Raw genomic sequence first — 19433 nt, forward strand, 5'->3', positions numbered from 1 at the left:
TGTCACTAAAGAGTTTTAGGGTTAATTTATAACGGAAAATTAATTCTGCCGTCTTGTTGTGATTATGTTCGCAAACTGAGTTATTTTCTTCAATGAGTTGCTAAATAACGGTCACTTTGGTCTAGTAAGGGCCACATAGCATCGGATTTTTCCGCTTAAATTTAAGTTGTTTTATATTGTGTAAAAACTTTTGATATCCACCTCATTTGATGAATTTGTCTTTGAGAGAGGTTAGACAAAACAAAGCCCGCTGGGCGGGCTTTTTAGTTGAGGCATCTAGTTGGTAAGAAGGTATTGAAGCTTGTCTCGCAAGTGTTCAATATGAGTGCGTTCTGGACTCATTTCCTGACAATGTTCCAAAATGTAGTCCAAGGAATTTAGAACCGTTCGCCAGCGTGGTGTTTTTGGTAAGGTTTCTATTCGAAGGTATTTATCCAAAGTACGGGTTTGCAGTGTGCTCCGGTCAAGATATACACGCCACAAACCACTTTGTTCAGCGAATACAAACTTGCTTTGGCCGGTAACATTCTCCCAGTAGAGCAGAGCACTCGCCATTGAATCGACCAGCACTTCACGCATGGTATCTTGCTTAGATTGGTTTTCCGCAGTCACACGATCAGCCAAGCGTGTGAATTCTCCACCAAGTTCTTTCAATTCCTGAAGCTTCGCTTTGTCACCTTCAAAAGCGTAGCTAGATAGTGCTTCGATGGCTGTTTCAAGATTGGTGATTCGCGCCGCATTGACTCCGCCCCCAACATCGAAAATATACATGGATTTTAGTCCTGACCCTTCAGGAAGTTTTAGTATATCTGCAGACAAGTGCTGACGGACATCTTCGACATATACATCAATGACACCACAGTAGTGCGGCTGTTCTACGTTAAGGAATTTTGGTGCAATTAATTCATCCGCGTTGGAACGCCGCAACTGTTCTGTGGAGCGCTTAAATAGACGCGAGGCGGCATCATTGGTAAAGCGTATTTTATTGTCGTCGCGAACACAGATAATGGCTTCCGGTGCGGACTCTAATTGTTCTAATAAGCGTCCTTGTGTCTCCAATAAACTGGCTTCAACCATGGCGCGTTGTTTCAGCTCATTTTGCAACTGCTGGTTTTCAATTCTACGCACCTCAGCCTTGCTAGCGGTTAAATGCGCTGTAATCCTTGCAGCGAGCTCTTGTTTATTAAAAGGTTTTGATAGGTAGTCATTGGCGCCAGCTTCAAAACCTCGAACTCGATCATCGGGCTGATTCAAGGCGGTAAGCATAATGACGGGCAACTGAGCATGGTCGTAGTCTTTGCGCAATACTTCACATACCTGGTAACCGCTCATTCCTGGCATCATGATATCGAGTAGCATCAGTTCCGGTTTTTCATGATGAACAGATTCAATAGCTTCTTCACCATTTTTAGCGGTGCGTACTCTGTAGCCTTCAAGGCGAAGGAAGCTATCTAAGACACGTAGGTTAACGGGCTCATCATCGACCACTAAGAGTAAGGGGCCGTCTGGGTTTTCCGGTAAGTTTGAGCCTTCGAATAATTCGAGGTCATTATTTTCTGGAGCAATGAAATGTTCGCCTTCGATATGACTTGCTAAAGATATCTGCTCGCTTGAGGCGATGGGCAAAGTGAAGCTAAATGTTGTACCAACCATAGGTTGGCTGCTGACGTAGAGCGTGCCTTGCATTAAATCGATTAACTGACGGCTTATGGACAGCCCTAAACCAGCACCTTGCCGATAGCGGCTGCTATCGCTACCTGCTTGAATAAGTGGTTCAAAGATGTGCTCGAGCTGATCAGCTGGAATTCCCTGACCTGTATCCACCACCTGTACTCTGATATTTTCGTCAACTTGGGTAGCGGAAATAACGATTTTACCTTCAGTGGTGTATTTGATGGCGTTGCCAACGAGATTATAAAGCACTTGCTCTAAGCGTTGAGGATCAGCGCATACCCATAGCGGCTCGTTAGGAACCTGATTAATGATGCGAATGGGTTTATTACCTAATAAATGATTAGACAGTTCGAGTACCAAGCGCGTGGCACCAGAGATATCCACTGCTTGGGTGTCGATATCGAGATTTCCGTAGCGCATTTTGTGGTAGTCAAGTAGGTCGTCAACCAAGGTTGCGAGTCGCTGGCCGCTACTGATAATGATGTCAAGTTGGTACTTATGATTGGCGGTAATTGGCCCATTGGCACCGGAGATTAGTGCTTCTGCGATGCCTACCATGCCATGGAGTGGTGTGCGTAGTTCATGAGAAGTGGTGGCGAGGAACTCGTCTTTCAGTTTATTGGCGAGTTGCAGTTCATCATTTTGTTTTTGTATCAGTTTAAGATTACTTTCTAGCTCCTCGTTCTGTTGTTTTATCAACAGTATTTTGTCTCGAATAGAGCGTTGCATGCGTTCAAAACTGATAGCCAGTCGACCAATCTCGTCCTTACGCTCGGTATTGATCATATTAGTATCGAGGTCACCTGCCGAGACTTTTTCTGCCGCCCAGGTTAGCTTCAACAAAGGAGAGGTTATAAAATTGGATAAATAATGAGACGCGGCAACTACCAGCACGATTGCACATAGCATGGCAAAAACAAACACAGTTTCGAGCTGGTGGACCCGTGCAAAAGCCTCTTTTTCTGGCACTTCTACCACAATCGCCCAGTCGATACCTTTAAACGAAATTGGGCTGTAAGCCGCAATAGTCGCTTCTCCGACCATATTTGTGTATGTTCCGAAATCAGTTTTGCCCTGTAATGCTAAATCAACCACAGTGCGGCTCTTGTCGATATCCTTTTGCTCGTACGCCATCGTTCTTGATTGATGGTCAGCACCGACCAGCAAGGTTTTCATTGCTGAGGCATTGTTTGTATCGGCTATTAGCTTGGTGATGCCATTGTTTGGTAAACGGAACATGGCATAGCTGTGAAGGTAGCCTTGTTGGACGATAGGAGCGCCGAGCCAAGCGACAGGTTTACCTCTATCCATCTCGAAATCGGAAACAATGACGGGCGTATAGTCTTCATTGGATTTACGCTTTTTGGTGACTTGAGTTTTCAGCTTGTGGAAAGTGCTGCCTAAGTTGGTCTCTCGAAAACGACCAGTCAGTAGATTCGTTCCATAGTTATCGTTTTTGTAGATCGAATAGGTGACATTACCCTCTAAGTCGACGAGCAAAACATCGTCAAAGTCAGAGCGCTTAAGCAGCTCTAGGTAGGCGCGATGGTAGCGTTTATGAAGTAATCGGTATCGCTCAGAGCCATTGTAAACATTGGATTGAGGAAGGATTGACGTTTTTATTTGATCTCCAGAGCCTGGAATGTAACGTTGCTGCGCATAATCACGGGCTTGCTCAATATCTAAACCTAAACTTCGAAAGGCATTGACCAATCCATAAAAGCGGCCGCCACTGGCATAAGCCAGTTCGGAGCGCACGAAGCCCATGATCTCCGATTCTTTGGCATCCATGTAATCGACGACTTGCTGCTGTTTGCTGTCACGCACTGAGATTAGGTGGGAAGTACTTTGTTCTTGTAGATCTTTGGTGTGAGATTGCAAAAAGAAGAGCGCAATAATGGTGAGAGGTGTAATGCTAAGCACCAGAAAAGCCAACATCAAAGTGTGTTGTAGGCGCTTAAATCTTTGTTTTCGATACAACTTGAACATGAGCTAATTTGACTTTCCGTTATCAAAGCAAGCGATAAACTTGCCTAAGTAAAAACGTAACTTTCTTTGAATGACAAAATTAACGAGTTTTTTTACTTTGACAAGTAAGTCTAAATTAAAGCGTGGTGAGATGCGCAAATTTTGCGATATTGGAACAAATGGGCCCGATAGAAAGGGAAGATTCGGGCCTATTAATTACTTCTTTGCGGAGTATATAGCGAATTTGTTGGTCTTATTTAGCGTCTCACAATTACCAAACGCCTGTTGAATAATAGGTGGGTACTTGAGAAAACTATTGGCAACAATCAACAGTTGACCATTGGTATTCTGGTATTTTGGCGCATTAGCTAATAGGGTTTCCGTGGCACTGTAGCTGGTATCTAGACCAGAATGAAAAGGCGGGTTACTGATAATAAATTGGTAATCTTGGCTGGTATCAGAATAAATGTCTGAGGCAAACACTCGTCCTTGTAATCCATTGGCGTCGAGTGTCGCTTTACTCGATTCAACCGCTAGTGCACTGATGTCGCACATTTCGAGTTCAATCTCAGCATGGCGCATTGCTATCACTGAGCCAATTACTCCGGCTCCACAACCAAAATCCAATACTTTTCCTGACAGCGCTGGCAGAGTATCTAACAGCAATTGGCTACCAATATCGAACTGACCGTGACTGAATACCCCAGGTAAACTTTTGATCGTCAGTTCATGCCCTTGATAGCTGACCTGATACTGCTTAAACCAATCATTGAGATTGAACTCAGCAGGCTGCTCAAGGCATTGTCCCCAGTAAAAAGAACAACGTCTTGCTGAATCGAATTTATTGATTGGTCCATAGGGTTTAAACATCTTTTCGATGCTTTTTACCCCCGAGCGATTTTCACCAACAACGACGACTTCAGTTTCTGGCCCTAGTTTGGCCAGCAGCATAGCCAGCAAAAACTCCGCTTCCGCTTTTGCTTTAGGCCAGTACAGTAGAATCATGTCGGCTTGAGTCTGCTGAGTAAACTCCGCGCCAAACACAGTAGTGAGCTGAGAGTGGGGCTCCAACTGACGATAATATCCATAATTAGTCGTGAACACAGTAACGGACTCACAGTGTTTGGTTAGCTCTAGAGGGAACAGATCTTCTGATTCCCCAGCAACAAGAACATGTTTACCTTTAAAGTAGGCGAGTTGTCGTTGCGCAATTTGGCTCGGTGCAATATAGGCAGACATAATGGACTCTGACTGAAAAAAAGACGGGGGATTTTCGCATAATCCCCCGCATTCTTGAAGTTTTCCTGTTCCTTAGATGTTAGTTTTGATCTTGTTCGTCGAGGAAGTCCTGAAATTCTTCTTCGTAAATATTAAACAGCACCATAGTGATGGCGAAGATCAAAGGGCCGTAGATAAGTCCAATCAAGCCAAAGAGATGAAGGCCGCCTAATAGAGAGAAAAAAATCATCAAGGTATTCATCCCTGCGCTGCCTTGCATAAGAAGCGGTCTTAGTAGGTTATCTATCGAGCCGACAATCGCAACACTCCAAATCGTTAGGAAGATTGCCCAAGTAGTATCTCCGGTTAAGAAAAGATAAGCGGCGGCTGGAATCCAGATAAGTGCAGTGCCGACGACTGGGATAAAGGAAGCAAACCCCATCATGGTGCCCCAAAATAAGCCAGGAAAACCAGCGAGCCACATACCAAGACCGCCCGCAAAGCCCTGCGCGATTGCGGTTAGGAATGATCCCATTACAGCGGACTTAGAGACTTGCTCAACTTCATCCAGCAGTTTGTCCTCTTGACTGCGAGACAGCGGTAGAATGTGACGAATCGCGGCAATGATTTTGTCGTGGTCACGGAGCAAAAAAAACAAAACAAACAACATCAGGAAAAAGTTGAGTAGGAAGTTAGTGGCATCGCCTAGGATTTTTGCACTGATACCGACTAAGTTCGAACCAAATGATGTGGCGAACTGAGCCACTTTCTGACCGATTTCCTGAGGTTGAATCTCATCAAAAGGTAAGTAGGTATTGATGATTGACAAGCCTTTTACCACCCAAGGATGTTCAAACAAAGCTTGGATGCCGCCATGCGTTACCCATTGATACACATTCTGTGAAAAGGCGGAGCCCTGCTGAACAATCGCGGCAAAAACAAACAGTAGAGGGAGTACTATGATAACGGTAAGCAAGGTGCAAGAGAGTAGCGATGCGATATTTCTGTAGTTCGGCATTCTGTTTTCAATCCACTCATGAATGGGAAACATCAGTAGAGAGATGATAAATGCCATCACAATTGAGTTGATATAAGGTTCAACTAACAGGAAACAGGCAAAGCCAGCAGCAAGTAAGGAAATAATCAATACCCAATGGCTGGAAGTTATTTTTAGTTTTTCTGACACGTTTGTGGTCCAATTATTCATCGCAATAGCAGTATAATGGCTGTAAAACATTGAGTCTTCAATGCAATATCAAAATGTTATCAGCGTAGGATGAAATTATGGGCTGTTGTAATAATGATAAATCCTGTTGTGGGAGTACTAAGCCGAAGCGAAAAATGCCTTGGTTCTCACTGATTCTTTTTCTTCTGGTAGTGTTAGTGGTATTTAACTGGCGATAAAAAAGGCTGCATGCGCAGCCTTTTTTATTATCATGTTGAATTACGCTTCTTTGGCTAGAATCGCAAAGCAGCGATCTGCTGCTTCTAATGTCGCTTCAATCTCTTTGCTGCCATGTGCCAACGACGTAAAGCTGGCTTCAAAAGCCGACGGCGCTAGATAAACGCCATGCTCTAGCATTAGGTGGAAGAAGCGTTTAAAGCGTTCGATGTCGCATTTGGTGACGTCTTCATAGCAGTTTATTTCTTCCTGTTCAGTAAAGAAGAAACCAAACATGCCACCGACTTGATTCACGACCATTGGAATACCGTGTTGCTCGGCAAGAGATTTAAAACCATCGGCTAATTGTTTGGTTTTTGAAGCGAGGCGTTTCTCGTTACCTTCTTCTTGCAATAGGCTTAAACAAGCGTAACCTGCCGCCATTGCTACTGGGTTGCCAGACAACGTACCTGCCTGATAAACCGGACCTGTTGGCGCGATGTGTTGCATTACGTCTTTACGGCCACCAAAGGCACCCACTGGCATACCACCACCGATGACTTTACCTAGGGTAGTGATATCTGGCTTGATATTGTAATAGCCTTGAGCACCACCTAAAGCGACGCGGAAACCAGTCATGACTTCATCAAAGATCAGCAGTGCACCTTCTTCATCACAGATTTGACGTAAGCCTTCGTGGAACCCTGCGACGGGTGGGATACAGTTCATGTTGCCCGCGACGGGTTCAACGATAATACAAGCGATTTCGCCTTTGTTGGCTGCGAACAGTTCGCGAACAGAATCTAAATCATTAAATGTCGCGGTTAGCGTGTGCTTTGCAAAATCGGCAGGAACACCTGGAGAGCTTGGTTGACCAAGTGTCAGTGCACCAGACCCCGCTTTTACCAGCAAGCTGTCTGCATGACCGTGGTAGCAGCCTTCAAACTTGATAATTTTGTCTCTGTTGGTAAAGCCGCGTGCGAGGCGAATGGCACTCATGGTCGCTTCTGTGCCTGAGCTGACCATTCTGACTTGTTCCATTGATGGGACGAGCTCAGAGACCAGTTCTGCCATTTGGATTTCCAATTCCGTTGGCGCACCAAAACTTAGACCGCGTTGCGCTGCTTCAATCACTGCTTCGCGAATGACCGCGTGGTTGTGGCCGAGGATCATAGGACCCCAAGAGCCAACATAATCAATATACGCTTTACCATCAGCATCGAAAATCAACGGGCCATCTGCACGTTCTACAAAAATAGGTGCACCGCCAACGCCATTGAAAGCACGTACTGGAGAGTTAACGCCACCAGGAATAGTCTGTTGTGCTTTTTCGTAAAGCTCTGCTGATTTGGTCATGGATATATCCTCTTTTGATTGCTCGGACCAATTTGGCTGGCATTGTACCCGCCGATTCCTATTCAAGAAAACGCTTTGCGCCACATTATGGGCAGTTTTCCATCAAGAAAGCGGAGTTTTTATGAAAAAAATCGACGAAAGGTGGTGAATACTTGAACGGATAACTCAGGTATTAGATAATGGACCGATTATAGAAAGATGATTTATCCAAAACTGTGTGCAGTGATTGGATTTACATGAGTGAGAGAGGTCATCGTGAGCGAACTAAATATCCCACTAACATTTTCAGATGCAGCGGCACAACGTGTCGGCGCGCTAATCGCTGAAGAAGAAAATCCAAACCTGAAGTTGCGTGTTTACATTACGGGTGGGGGCTGCAGCGGCTTTCAGTATGGCTTCACATTCGATGAGAGTGTCAATGACGGCGATACCACGATTGTAAATAGCGGCGTCACGCTTGTGGTTGACCCAATGAGCTTACAGTATCTTGTTGGTGGTCAAGTAGATTATACCGAGGGGTTGGAAGGTTCACGTTTCTTTGTTAGTAACCCTAATGCGACAACAACTTGTGGCTGTGGCGCTTCATTCAGTGTCTAAATCAAAAGCCTTATTTGAAGAGCTGCGCTAAGTCGCGGCTTTTTTTTCTTCTAAATACCTATGCAACTCGGCCAGAACTGAGACCTTGGCTGAATTACTGTCCAACTGTGTTTTATTTTTCACTGGTTAATTTATATCCTGAGCCTATAAGCGTTGGTGCTTTTACTTAGCAAAGGATTGTTATGGGCAGATTTTCACTATTCCGTTTTCTCACGGCCAGACCCTACATTGTTTCACTCGTCATTATTCTCATTTTATCGATTTGGCTCGGTCTTGGCACACTCAAAGCAGACGATGGTCAGCCTGAGCATCAGCAAGACGTTGTGCCATTGGCGAAAGTGGCCTTTCAGACCTTTGCTGCTCAAAATACCCATAAATCCATCGACTTATACGGCAGAACCGCACCAGAAAAACAGGCTAAGCTCGGTGCAGAGATCGCGGGAAAAATCGTTGAGTTAAAAGTACGCAAGGGATATAGCGTCAAGCAGGGGCAAGTCATTGCTTTGATTGATAAAGGGGATTTAGAGATCCAGCTTGAGCGTGCTAAGGCCATGCTTAAAGTGCGTGAGAAAGAATACAAGGCAGCTCAGTCACTTAAAGATAAAGGATTACAAGGCGAGGTGGCTTTCAGCAATGCGCAGGCGGCCTTAGTTGAAGCCAAAGCAATGGTAAGCAATGCCAAAATTGCTCTGAGAAATACTGCGGTCACAGCACCATTTAGCGGCATTGTCGACAGCTTGGATATCGAACTCGGTGATTTTGTTGGCGTTGGTGATCCGGTTGCAAGTTTGATTGATCTTAGTCAGGTAGTAATTGAAGCCGATGTGAGCGAACGTCATATCCAAGACCTTACGCTTAACCAGCCTGCTTTAGTCAGTTTTATTGGTGGCCAAAAAGTCGAGGGTAAGGTTCGTTATATTTCTCGGATTTCTTCAGCTTCTACCAATACTTTTCCGATAGAAATTATTCTGCCTAATCCACAGCAAAAAATTCCTGCTGGGATCAGTGCTGAAGTCGAACTCAATCTCAAGCAGCAACTGGCAGTGAAAGTGACTCCAGCAATGTTGGCCTTGGATGAATCTGGCAACTTAGGAGTTAAAACGCTTATTGAAGAAAGAGTGCACTTTATTCCGATTCAGCTAGTCAAAGCGGAGCAAGACGGCGTATGGCTAACAGGGTTGGGTGAGCAGGTCAGTATTATCACCACTGGGCAAGGCTTTGTGCGAGACGGCGATCCAGTGATCGCTGTCGAGCAGCAATAGTAAGGAGTCATTATGTACGCCTTAATTGATGCGGCCTTATCTCGCACCCGTACCATGCTGGTGTTATTGGTTTTCGTTTTGATAGCTGGTGTGATGACGTACCTGACGGTACCGAAAGAATCCAGCCCAGATATCACCATTCCGATCATTTATGTATCCGTGGGGCATCAGGGTATTTCACCGACTGATGCTGAACGTCTCTTGGTTCGCCCAATCGAGCAAGAGTTGCGCTCGATTGAAGGGGTCAAGGAGATGACCTCAACCGCTTCCGAAGGGCATGCTTCCGTACAATTGGAGTTTAGTGTTGGTGTGGATCTGAATAAAGCCATGGCGGATGTGCGAGAAGCGGTGGATTTAGCCAAGCCCAAATTACCGGAAGACAGTGATGAGCCGACGGTCAATGAGGTAACGTTCGCTTCAGAAGAGCCGGCTTTGACGGTGGTTTTGTATGGTACGGTGCCCGAGCGCACCATAGTGCAAATAGCCCGTCAACTCCGAGATAAGCTGGAGAGTTTCCGACAGATCTTAGAAGTCGATATCGCTGGTGATAGGGAAGACATAGTTGAGATCATTGTTGACCCTTTATTAATGGAGAGCTATGGATTAGATCAAGCGGATATCTATAATCTTATTGCGCTCAATAACCGAGTTGTGGCGGCAGGTTTCGTTGACACTGGTTATGGTCGTTTCTCCGTCAAAGTCCCATCCGTATTTGATTCGTTGAAAGATGTTCTAGAGTTACCAGTTAAGGTAGACGGGAAACAAGTGATCACTTTCGGTGATGTCGCAACGGTTCGCAGAGCGTTTCGCGATCCTGAAAGTTACGCGCGTCTTGACGGCGAATCTGCGATTGTTCTGGATGTGAAAAAGCGAGCGGGCGAAAACATTATTGAGACTGTTGCTTTGATCAAGCAGGTCATGGAAGAAGGCCAAAAACGCGTCGACTGGCCGAATAACTTACAGGTGAAGTACACTTGGGATCAGTCGAAAGACGTCAAAATGATGCTCAATGACCTGCAAAACAACATTCTGTCAGCGATCATTCTGGTTGTTGTAGTGATCATCGCCATTTTGGGTGTCCGAACGGCCTTATTAGTGGGGGTGTCCATTCCCGGCTCGTTTCTTACCGGGTTATTGGTTCTTTCTGTGTTTGGTTTGACGGTCAACATTGTGGTGTTGTTCTCGTTGATCATGGCGGTCGGTATGCTGGTGGATGGCGCGATTGTTGTGACGGAGTTTGCTGATCGTCGTATGCAAGAAGGAACGCCGCGCCGAGATGCATACCGGGATGCCGCCAAACGTATGGCCTGGCCTATTACAGCGTCTACCGCGACAACCTTAGCGGCATTTGCTCCGTTATTATTTTGGCCAGATATTACCGGCGAGTTTATGAAATACCTGCCTTTGACCCTGATTGCCACATTGGCAGCGTCATTGGCAATGGCATTGTTGTTTGTCCCTGTGCTAGGTGGCTTGATTGGCAAGCCGCAACATGTCACTCAACAGCAACGTGAGAAAATGGTTGCTCTGCATGATGGTGACTTTTCTAAGGCGACTGGGCTCACTAAACTCTATCTTGAAACACTTAACATCGCTTTACGCCATCCACTAAAGATTCTGTTAAGCGCGATTTTACTTGCTGTGGGAGTCGGTTTCACCTATGCCAAAGCGGGTTTAGGTGCAGAGTTTTTTCCTGAAGTGGACCCGCCATTCTTTACTGTCAAAGTACGTTCTTATGGCGATCTGTCTATCAATGAAAAAGACGTCATCATGCGTGATATCGAGTCTGTCATGCTCGGTCATGATGAATTTGAAAGCGTTTATACCAAAACGGGTGGTGACGATGAAATCGGCCAGATTCAGATCACGCCAGTGGATTGGCAATATCGCCGTAAAGTGAAAACCATTATTGATGAATTAAAGCAAACGACCGACCAATACGCTGGGGTAGAAATCGAGTACAAGTTCCCAGATGCGGGGCCGCCTGTGGAGCATGATCTGGTGATTGAAATGTCGACGCGCATTCCGGGAGAGCTAGACCGTGCGGCTAAAATGGTTCGTCACTGGGCAGATGCATACCCTGCTTTCACCAATATTAGTGATACCTCGAGTAAAGAAGGCATCGACTGGCAGATAGACATCCGCCGTGATGATGCCTCCCGCTTTCTCGCTGATGCGACATTAGTCGGCAATACAGTTCAGTTTGTCACTAATGGCCTCAAACTTGGGGACTACTTACCAGACGATGCCACTGAAGAGGTCGATATTCTGGTTCGTTACCCAGAAGATAAGCGTGATATTGGCCGTTTCGATCAGCTTAAAGTCAAAACCGCCGCGGGTATGGTTCCTATCACCAACTTTGCCAGCATTGTTCCTGATCATAAGCAAGACACGATACGGCGTATAGACGGGCATAGAGTGATCAATATTTTTGCCGACATGAAAGAAGGCTACAACTTAGCGTTGGAGCTGCCTAACGTTGAACAAGCACTTGCCGATCTGAACCTGCCAGATGGGGTCGAGTTTAAGATTCGTGGCCAGAATGAAGAACAGGAAAACTCCTCCGCTTTTTTACAGAAGGCATTTTTGATCGCTTTAGTAGTGATGGCGTTAATCTTGATCACCCAGTTTAATAGCTTCTATCAAGCATTTTTAATCCTCAGTGCTGTGCTGTTCTCCACCGTGGGCGTTTTTGTTGGCTTACTTATCTTCCAAAAGCCATTTGGCGTTATCATGTCAGGGATTGGGGTGATTGCTTTGGCGGGCATTGTGGTGAATAACAACATCGTTTTGATTGATACCTACAATCAACTTCTCAAGCGCGGTATGGATAAGCGAGATGCGATTTTAAGGACAGGGATGCAGCGTTTGCGTCCAGTTCTGCTAACCACAGTGACGACAATTCTAGGTCTTCTACCTATGGTATTGGAGATGAATATCGACTTGATTAATCAGAAAGTTGAGTTCGGTGCGCCAAGCACTCAGTGGTGGTCGCAATTGGCAACCGCCGTTGCTGGAGGGCTAGCGTTTGCAACGGTATTAACTTTGGTGTTGACGCCATGCTTGTTGATGTTGGGTCGGCAGCACAAGGTTGAAGAAAACGCGAATATCATTGTAGAAGATTAAAAAAGCCCGCAGTAGCGGGCTTTTTCTTAAAACAGTTTAACGAGTCGCGAGCAGTTCACCGTAGCGATCAAGTTTTTCTAGCCTTAACTTGGCGTTGGCGATAAAGGTGGCTTTATCTTTACCAGTTAATGACTTAGATTGTGGAAGTTTAACGGTTCTTGGGTTCTTGTGAACACCATTGACTAGGAACTCATAATGCAGGTGAGGGCCAGTCACTCGTCCTGTTCCGCCCAAAGTACCAATAGTTTGGCCTTGTTTGACACGCTGACCGGTTTTCACCGTTCGCTTAGTTAAGTGCAAGTACTTGGTGATGTAAGTATTGCTGTGTTTGATGAATACGTAATTACCATTGAACTGGTTGTAGCTGGATTTTTGCACGATACCATCACCAGCGGCCCAAATTGGTGTTCCTACAGGGGCTGCGTAATCTGTTCCTCTGTGTGCACGTACTTTTCCTGTCACTGGGTGGCGACGGCGAGGATTAAAGTTGGAAGAAACACGACGGAAATCCAGTGGCGAACGCAAGAAGGCTTTCTTCATCGCACGACCATTTTCATCGTAGTAGTTGCCATTCTTATCATTGATAATCGCTTTGAAGGTGTCGCCTTGGTTGGTAAAAATTGCTGCGATAATCTTACCACGTCCAACCACTTCTCCCTCTACCACGCGTTCCTGATACAGGATCTCAAAATGATCGCCTTTACGGATGTCGAGCGCGAAATCAATGTCCCAGCCAAAAATACCCGCCAACTCCATAATCTGATTGGCAGTGAGGCCTGCACCAACTCCCGCGTTCCAGAAATTGGACGTGATGTCTGCTTCTGCATAGTTGTATTGGTAAGAGACTTCTTTTTTATTGAGTTGCGAAGTAAATCCAGTCTCAGAGCGGGTAATTAAAAAGGTTTCGTAAGCATTGAGCTGACGCTTTATCTGGACCAGTTGATCATCTGTGTCGAAACCGAACTGAAAGGAGTCGCCAGGACGGACTCGTGTCAGCTGCTGCTTAATTTCTTTGCTGGTTGTGGTCAGATCATACAGTAGGCGGGAGGAGAGACCAGCTCGTTGAAAAAGCAGAGCCATGCTGTCACCAGAACCTATGGTGTGTTTCTCCCAGCGCAGTGAGGCCGCTGTGTTTTCTGAATCAGAAGACATCAACGCCTCAGCATCGATTGCGATAGGGTAGTGTTCACCAACCTCATAAAGCTTCTCATCCGGTCTGAGATCTTGAGGTGATGGCAGAAAAAGTGCGATGACAATCAGTGCACTAAATAAGGTGATACAGGCTCGGTGCATCCATGGAAGTCGAGCAAAAATAGACAACATTTATGTTCGTTCTAAAAAATTCAGTAAAAATAGCTAGCTGTTTAGTCTAACTGGTTTCAAAAAGCATCGCTATTCAAGTAAGATGGGAAATTACCAAATTTTTGCCAAATCTGTGGGAGTGAACAAGAATGGCGAGCATTGAAGCTGCACTGGCCGAGATTAAACGCGGCGTTGAAGAGCTAATTCCAGAAGAAGAGCTGATTGAAAAGCTGAAAGAGAATCGTCCTCTACGTATTAAGTTGGGTGCTGATCCAACCGCTCCAGACATTCACCTGGGTCACACGGTTATTTTCAATAAGCTACGCTTGTTCCAAGAGCTTGGCCATGAAGTGACGTTCCTTATCGGTGATTTCACCGCTATGGTCGGTGACCCAACGGGTAAGAACAGTACTCGCCCACCACTGAGCCGTGAAGATGTACTTCGAAATGCCGAAACTTACAAGGAACAGGTGTTTAAGATCCTTGATCCTGCGAAAACTAAGATTCAGTTCAACTCGGAATGGCTATCTGAACTAGGCGCAGAAGGCATGATCCGTCTTGCAGCGAACCAAACGGTTGCTCGCATGCTTGAACGTGATGACTTTAAAAAGCGTTACGCAGGCGGTCAGCCAATCGCTATCCATGAGTTTATGTACCCATTGCTGCAAGGTTGGGACTCCGTTGCGATGGAAACTGACGTTGAGCTAGGTGGTACCGATCAGAAGTTTAACCTGCTGATGGGCCGCGAGTTGCAAAAATCGAATGGTCAGAAGCCACAGGCGGTACTAATGATGCCACTTCTTGTTGGTTTGGACGGCGAGAAGAAAATGTCGAAGTCTGCTAACAACTACATCGGTATCAGTGAAGCACCAAGTGAAATGTTCGGTAAGATCATGTCAATCTCAGACGATTTGATGTGGAGTTACTACGAACTGCTGTCGTTCCGTCCTTTGGAAGAAATCGAACAGTTTAAAGCAAGTATTGCTGAAGGTAAGAACCCACGTGACATTAAAGTCTTGCTAGCAAAAGAGATCATTGCTCGCTTCCATAGCGAAGCGGATGCAGACTCAGCCGAGCAAGAGTTCGTGAATCGTTTTGCTAAGAATCAAATTCCAGATGAAATGCCAGAGTTTGAATTTGATGCAGGCCTTCCGGTTAGCAACCTTCTGAAAGAAGCTGGCCTATGTGCGTCGACCTCTGAAGCGATGCGTATGGTCAAGCAAGGTGCTGCGAAGATTGATAGTGAGAAAGTCGCCGATTCTAAGTTTGCGCCGCAAGCAGGTACGTACGTATTCCAAGTTGGTAAACGTAAATTTGCTCGTATTACGATTAAGTAAGCGTCTGCTGAACATCAATAACAAAAAGCGCCTCAATGGCGCTTTTTTAATACGAGAAATTTGGTCAATAGTCTGAGATTTTTTCATTAAATTGACTGTAAAAAAGCCTGCGCTTTGTTATCATGCTCGCGCTGCCAAACTGGCAGTTCATTCGGAGATTTTTATGAACAATACCGACCATCCTCCTAGTATGAAGGGAGAAAAATAAACCGCTTCGGTATTGGCGATCTTCGTCTCTGCCTAAGTGGCAGAGTGTCTCTTTTCTTGAGTAATCTCAGATTTTTCTCCTTCCTATCTAGTATTCAGTTACAGACTCATACTCAGTATGCGTTAGGCTTGTTGTGCTTGCTGTAACTGGATGGTCGTTACCTACTGCCAATCGGGAGATTCGCCATGACGGTAATGAGCAATACATACATTGAAAACACCCTACATTTCTCTTCGGAAGAAATTGGGGCAGCTCGCAATGCATTTCTGCAATACGAGCAACAACAGCAGGTTCACTTGTTGACTGTGATGCCTATTGAAGAAGCGGTAGCTATCTTGCACCACTGTTCAGTTGGCTATGTCCAGCAGTTGATTTCTGTGCTGGAAAATGAAGGCCATGACAAGCTAGCGCGCCATTACGCGCACCAATTAGGCCTGATTCATTCAGAGGTGGAAACATCCAACAGTTACCTTAGTACATCCGTATTGGGGCACGTGAAACAGCGCATTGGCTGGATCATTGCCTTGGCGTTGTTGGGTATTGTTTCTGGGTTAATCATTGCCCAGTATGAGGACACCTTGAGTCAACTGGTGTTGTTGGCGGTTTATATGCCCGTCATTGCTGCAGCTGGCGGCAACACGGGTTCTCAAGCGGCGACTTTGGTGATACGAGCTTTAGCGACAGGGGAGCTGAAAAAGCGCCAGTGGTTGGCGGTGTTTTGGAAAGAAAGTCGTGTCGCATTGTGTTTGGCTTTGGCTATCGCGCTGGTCATTGTTGGCAGGGTCATGCTGTTTAGTGATGGCGCATCAACGGGCGGCTTTGAACTCATCAATATCGCACTGGCGATTGCAGTCGCACTGTTTATTCAGGTAACGATGTCGACAACCTTAGGCGGTTTGTTACCGATTCTCGCTCGGGCGTTCAAACTGGACCCAGCTGTATTGGTGAGCCCAGTGTTAGCTTCGATTGTCGATATATCCGGTATGTGGATTTACTTCACCGTTGTGAATCACTTTCTAGGCATTGCCTGACTGAATTTTACGATGTCTTGATAAAACAAAGTTTCAAATTGTGTGATAGGAGCGATGGTCGGTTTACCATCGCTCTTTTTCTTTGGTGGCAAATAATCTGCCACATACTGTACGAACAAGGTGGTTGGCTTTCCCGACCCATCTAGCCCAAAACCAGCCATATTATTACTGCCGTAAAGTGAACCACTTTTAGCGATTAGTGCTCCTTTTATTGGGTCTTTACGCATACTTCGGCGATATTTTAGCGTGCCAGATTCACCCGACTTTGGCATCAAATCAATCATCTTCAATGTGCTGTCATTGAGCCAGATGTAGCGTAAGATTTTAGACATCGCCTGACTGGTAAAACGGTTGTTTCTTGATAAACCAGAACCGTCGGCCATTGGGGTGGCCTCTAAGTTTATTCCGGTGTTGGAAAAAATAATCTGCTTAATAGCTTTAGTACCATTGCTGAAGCTGCCGGGCTGGATATAAAACTTGGCCCCCAGTGTTTTAGTGAGATTATCGGCGATCAGGTTATCCGATTTTTTCAGCATGGTTTCAAGTAACTTTGTGAGTGGTAAAGAACTATGAGTGGCGAGAAGGACCTTGCTGGTTGAGTGATCTGGTCGCCCAATACGTACCGTTCCTGAGAAAGGCAGATTTAATTGGTTTAACACGCTGTTTAACATTCGCTGAGTGTAAAGCTCAGGATCTTGTACCGCGAATTTGAGTGGCAGGGGTTTGCTCCGCTCGGTTAAACAACCTTGAAGCTGATAATGGTTATCTGGAGAGGAGATCAGCTCCAAATCACACTGAGTACTTTCTTGATGGTCTTTGCTGACACTGGATGCCTGGGTAGTGACGTAGACAGGAAAGTGCTCCGGTACGTAAACGCGAGTGTTGCCATCATCTTGGGTATAAATAGAAGCTTGGACACAGTTACCGTCAAGTGAAATGGCAGTTGCAGGGGCGCTATAACAAACGCCTAGTATATCCCATGGCCAGCCGACAGCGCGGTCGTATCCAGTAAACGCGCTGTTATCTAACCAGATGTCGCCTTTAATCGTGCTAAGTCCATGTCTCTTCGCGACGACAAACAACTGCTTTAAATCTTCAGTTGTCAGAGTAGGGTCGCCAGAAAAGTGGATGATGATGTCTTTATCGGTTTGCTCAAGTTGGGTTTCAAAGCGAAAGTTATCACCTAGCTCAAGCTTTGCTGCTAAGGCAGTGACGAGCTTGAGTGTGCTCGCGGGAGGAAAGTACTGATCACTATTGTGAGTATCAAGTAAGGAATTTTGCTGGTCGAGTGATTCTACAAGCAGAGCTGCTCGACTGCCATTGGGCAATTGACCCACGGGCGCATAGGCAAAAGCTGAGAGAGAAAACAGAGAGATAAAAAACAACAGAAACAGTTTGGAAAGCTGCATAGCAAAGCGCCGTGAGATCGAAAGACAAGAAAGCAGTATAGCCAGTAAAAAAAAACGCCCGCTAGCAGCGGGCGTTTAGATATCATGACGTTAAATCACAAATTAGAAGTCGTAACGTAGACCTAGAGCGATTTCGTCTTCTGAGTCAATCTTGCTAGCTGTGCCGTTTGAAGCTGCTACCGAACCGATCTTATCGCCTTCACTGATTAGGTTAAAGTTGTAAGAAACGTAGCCACGGAAGTTAGGCTTGAAGTAGTAAGTTGCATCAATTGCTACGTTGTCAGCAGAAGTCTCTTTGTTAGTTTCTGCGTTGTTGTATGTCGTCGAGAAAACAGTCTGACCCATAGTGTAGGCTGCTGCTAGTTCGTAACCTGTGTAGTCAACAGTGCTCTTTGAGTTAGAAAGTTGCTTTTCACCGTCTGTGTAAATACCAGCAAAGTAAAGGTCATTGATTGAGTATGACGCAGTACCCATGTACTCGTTAGCTTCGTCTTGAGCAGCGTAACCAGCACCTACCTTCACACCACTTTCGCCGAAAGCGTAGATAGCTGATAGAGAGTAGCCGTCAGCATCGTTGTCTGTGTATGAACCCGTAGTTGCATCTTCTGTACGGTCAGCAAAACGGTAGCTCGCTTTTACGCCAAGGTCAGCAAATTGGCCTTTGTAAGAGATCATGTTGTCTGAACGATCAGCTACAGCTAGCTTGTCTGCTGCTGAGTTACCATGGTAAGCCATGATATCAGTAAAGTCTGTTAGTACGCCTAGGGCACCTTCGTTTTTACCATAAGTGACTTCACCAAACTGACCACCCAGACCACCGTATAGGTAACGGTTTGTTAGAGTGTCTGTGCTGCTATCTGTTGCGCCACCATTTTCATTTGTAGTGAACTCACCTTCGTAGAAACCGACACCGTATAGGCTGTCGTTGATCTGAGCTGTACCTAGGAAGTTCAGGCGCACGCGAGAGTTGTCTTGAGCTTTACCATCTTTTAGAGATAGGCGAGCTTCTGCGCGGCCTCCCATTTCGATAGTGTTGCCGTCTTGGCTGTAGATTTCCGCCGCGTTTGCGCCAGTTGCCACTGCTGCTGCAGAAACTGCTAGAGCGATCAGAGTTTTGTTCATCTTATAAGTCCTAATTTACTGTCCATAAATAGTTTTTTGAGAAACAGCATAAAGTTTGCTACACCTTTCTCTTTCTTCCGTTCTATGGATTCGAGTGATCATTGATAAGAAATACAACACACATGGAATGCCATAGAGCATTTGGTGAGCCTTGTTGTACCGCCAAAGTTCCTCGATGAGTTAGTAAAATGATATAAATTGGAATAATGAACACTGTTTTATTTTATGTAAAAAATAATCAAGTATTTGTTTTTTATGGGATTTATTTCAATTTTTTTCGTTTGTTTACATTTTTATTATTTAGTTTTTTTTATCCAATGGAGCAACTATAAAAAAACGTTTTCAGGAAATTTAGTTGACTGAACTATCATAAATGGGGCGGAAAAATGATGAGTATTGAATTCAGATGATTTAGTCGCTAACTTTGTTTACACTAAAGGAA

At 45.4% G+C, this 19433-nt stretch carries 12 protein-coding genes; 5 read left to right on the forward strand and 7 right to left on the reverse strand.

Annotated elements, in window-relative coordinates:
* Positions 1-276 precede the first annotated feature (276 nt).
* The 4 genes from KW548_04580 to hemL form a co-directional block, all read right to left on the reverse strand.
* On the reverse strand, positions 277-3663 hold the full coding sequence (locus tag KW548_04580) for a response regulator (GenBank protein ID QXX07311.1): 3387 nt from the start codon (positions 3661-3663) through the stop codon (positions 277-279).
* Between the two features lie 195 nt (positions 3664-3858).
* Positions 3859-4881 (reverse strand): 16S rRNA (guanine(1207)-N(2))-methyltransferase RsmC, encoded by a 1023-nt coding sequence (gene rsmC, locus KW548_04585; GenBank protein QXX07312.1) that lies wholly within the window; start codon positions 4879-4881, stop codon positions 3859-3861.
* Between the two features lie 79 nt (positions 4882-4960).
* Positions 4961-6046 (reverse strand): AI-2E family transporter, encoded by a 1086-nt coding sequence (locus tag KW548_04590; GenBank protein QXX07313.1) that lies wholly within the window; start codon positions 6044-6046, stop codon positions 4961-4963.
* Between the two features lie 258 nt (positions 6047-6304).
* A complete protein-coding gene (hemL, locus tag KW548_04595; protein QXX07314.1) occupies positions 6305-7597 on the reverse strand; it encodes a glutamate-1-semialdehyde 2,1-aminomutase in 1293 nt (430 codons plus the stop codon).
* 255 nt (positions 7598-7852) lie between these two features.
* Here hemL and erpA point away from each other — a divergent pair, with 255 nt between their 5' ends.
* The 3 genes from erpA to KW548_04610 all read left to right on the forward strand — a co-directional run bounded on the left by erpA (position 7853) and on the right by KW548_04610 (position 12582).
* Positions 7853-8194, forward strand: coding sequence for an iron-sulfur cluster insertion protein ErpA (gene erpA, locus KW548_04600; GenBank protein QXX07315.1), 342 nt, complete (start codon positions 7853-7855; stop codon positions 8192-8194).
* A 182-nt stretch (positions 8195-8376) separates the two neighbouring features.
* The gene (locus KW548_04605; GenBank protein ID QXX07316.1) at positions 8377-9456 is read left to right on the forward strand and encodes an efflux RND transporter periplasmic adaptor subunit; all 1080 of its coding nucleotides are present in this window, start codon (positions 8377-8379) and stop codon (positions 9454-9456) included.
* Positions 9457-9468: 12 nt separating this feature from the next.
* Complete coding sequence (locus KW548_04610; GenBank protein QXX07317.1) at positions 9469-12582, forward strand: efflux RND transporter permease subunit; 3114 nt, start codon at positions 9469-9471, stop codon at positions 12580-12582.
* A gap of 36 nt (positions 12583-12618) precedes the next feature.
* On the opposite strand, the gene KW548_04615 is transcribed toward KW548_04610, so the two are convergent.
* Positions 12619-13905, reverse strand: coding sequence for a peptidoglycan DD-metalloendopeptidase family protein (locus KW548_04615; GenBank protein QXX07318.1), 1287 nt, complete (start codon positions 13903-13905; stop codon positions 12619-12621).
* Positions 13906-14033: 128 nt separating this feature from the next.
* Between KW548_04615 and tyrS the strand changes: the two genes are divergently transcribed.
* Both tyrS and KW548_04625 read left to right on the forward strand, forming a co-directional pair.
* Entirely contained in the window at positions 14034-15221 is a 1188-nt protein-coding gene (gene tyrS / locus KW548_04620; protein ID QXX07319.1) for a tyrosine--tRNA ligase, read from the forward strand.
* A 393-nt stretch (positions 15222-15614) separates the two neighbouring features.
* Positions 15615-16460 carry a magnesium transporter gene (locus tag KW548_04625; protein ID QXX07320.1) on the forward strand — a complete coding sequence of 282 codons (846 nt, stop codon included), beginning with the start codon at positions 15615-15617 and terminating at the stop codon, positions 16458-16460.
* On the opposite strand, the gene dacB is transcribed toward KW548_04625, so the two are convergent.
* Positions 16439-17869, reverse strand: a complete 1431-nt coding sequence (dacB, locus tag KW548_04630) for a serine-type D-Ala-D-Ala carboxypeptidase (protein QXX07321.1) — start codon at positions 17867-17869, stop codon at positions 16439-16441. The two genes, KW548_04625 and dacB, sit on opposite strands and share 22 nt — an antisense overlap.
* A 102-nt stretch (positions 17870-17971) precedes the next feature.
* On the reverse strand, positions 17972-18991 hold the full coding sequence (locus tag KW548_04635; protein ID QXX07322.1) for a porin: 1020 nt from the start codon (positions 18989-18991) through the stop codon (positions 17972-17974).
* Positions 18992-19433: the final 442 nt, after the last annotated feature.

It is taken from the genome of Vibrio neptunius, from assembly GCA_019339365.1.
Lineage (GTDB): Bacteria > Pseudomonadota > Gammaproteobacteria > Enterobacterales > Vibrionaceae > Vibrio > Vibrio neptunius.

What these genes read in the sequence shown, in the direction of transcription:
- tyrS (QXX07319.1), top strand. Translation starts at nt 14,034, where the DNA reads ATGGCGAGCATTGAAGCTGCACTGGCCGAGATTAAACGCGGCGTTGAA.
- hemL (QXX07314.1), bottom strand. Translation starts at nt 7,597, where the DNA reads ATGACCAAATCAGCAGAGCTTTACGAAAAAGCACAACAGACTATTCCT.
- KW548_04615 (QXX07318.1), bottom strand. Translation starts at nt 13,905, where the DNA reads ATGTTGTCTATTTTTGCTCGACTTCCATGGATGCACCGAGCCTGTATC.
- KW548_04580 (QXX07311.1), bottom strand. Translation starts at nt 3,663, where the DNA reads ATGTTCAAGTTGTATCGAAAACAAAGATTTAAGCGCCTACAACACACT.
- dacB (QXX07321.1), bottom strand. Translation starts at nt 17,869, where the DNA reads ATGCAGCTTTCCAAACTGTTTCTGTTGTTTTTTATCTCTCTGTTTTCT.
- KW548_04610 (QXX07317.1), top strand. Translation starts at nt 9,469, where the DNA reads ATGTACGCCTTAATTGATGCGGCCTTATCTCGCACCCGTACCATGCTG.
- KW548_04605 (QXX07316.1), top strand. Translation starts at nt 8,377, where the DNA reads ATGGGCAGATTTTCACTATTCCGTTTTCTCACGGCCAGACCCTACATT.
- KW548_04625 (QXX07320.1), top strand. Translation starts at nt 15,615, where the DNA reads ATGACGGTAATGAGCAATACATACATTGAAAACACCCTACATTTCTCT.
- rsmC (QXX07312.1), bottom strand. Translation starts at nt 4,881, where the DNA reads ATGTCTGCCTATATTGCACCGAGCCAAATTGCGCAACGACAACTCGCC.
- KW548_04635 (QXX07322.1), bottom strand. Translation starts at nt 18,991, where the DNA reads ATGAACAAAACTCTGATCGCTCTAGCAGTTTCTGCAGCAGCAGTGGCA.